Origin of the sequence: Gilliamella sp. G0441, assembly GCF_050589305.1 — a bacterium.
Taxonomy (GTDB): domain Bacteria; phylum Pseudomonadota; class Gammaproteobacteria; order Enterobacterales; family Orbaceae; genus Gilliamella.
Genome location: NZ_JBNRJF010000039.1, coordinates 1 through 739 on the forward strand (window position 1 = coordinate 1; position 739 = coordinate 739).

Here is a 739-nt window from a genome sequence, read left to right on the forward strand (position 1 = left end):
CGTTAATTTCTCCTCCAACATTCCTTTTACACTGGGCTCACAACAGTTCCGGTATCGTCTGGATTATCAGGGACAATATACGCGCAAAGGGAATTTAACCTCACCTGACCAATTTTCGATTGGCGGACGCTGGAGTGTACGTGGCTTTGATGGCGAGTTGACGTTAAAAGCTGACCGCGGTTGGTATGTCCGTAATGAGTTGTCATGGCAGGCACCGTTAAATCATGAGCCGTATTTAGGATTTGATACCGGCGAAGTATCCGGGGCAAAAAGTGAATATCTGTTAGGTCGGCATTTAACCGGCAGTGTGGTGGGGGTACGTGGCAGTAACTTTGGCATGTACTATGACCTGTTTGCCGGCATGCCTGTTCGTAAGCCAAAAGGATTTAAAACTAATCCAATGACATTAGGCTTTTCACTTAACTGGAGTTTTTAATCTTATTGCCTGACGTTGCAAATTTGGCGGAGTATTCCCGAACAACGTCAGCCAATAGCTCACTCAAGAAAACAATGAAAACAATCAGTAAAAGAGAAGCAAGCTGAAACACACTTACCTTAAAAATAAGTGTCATAGCAGACGAAAAAATCAGCAAACATATTAACAAAAAACAATATATTAATAAGCAAAAATAACATCATAAAACAATAATAAACAAAACAATTACAGTATAAGGTTATATAAGGGTATTAGCATGAATAAGGATTTATATCGGGTTATCTTTAATAAAAAACGTGGCAT

General features: G+C 39.5%; 1 protein-coding gene. It reads left to right on the top strand.

Annotated elements, in window-relative coordinates:
- Positions 1 to 436: ShlB/FhaC/HecB family hemolysin secretion/activation protein (locus ACKJXD_RS11910; RefSeq protein WP_430876420.1), on the top strand; the 436-nt coding region annotated here is incomplete at its 5' end.
- Between the last annotated feature and the right edge of the window lie 303 nt (positions 437 to 739).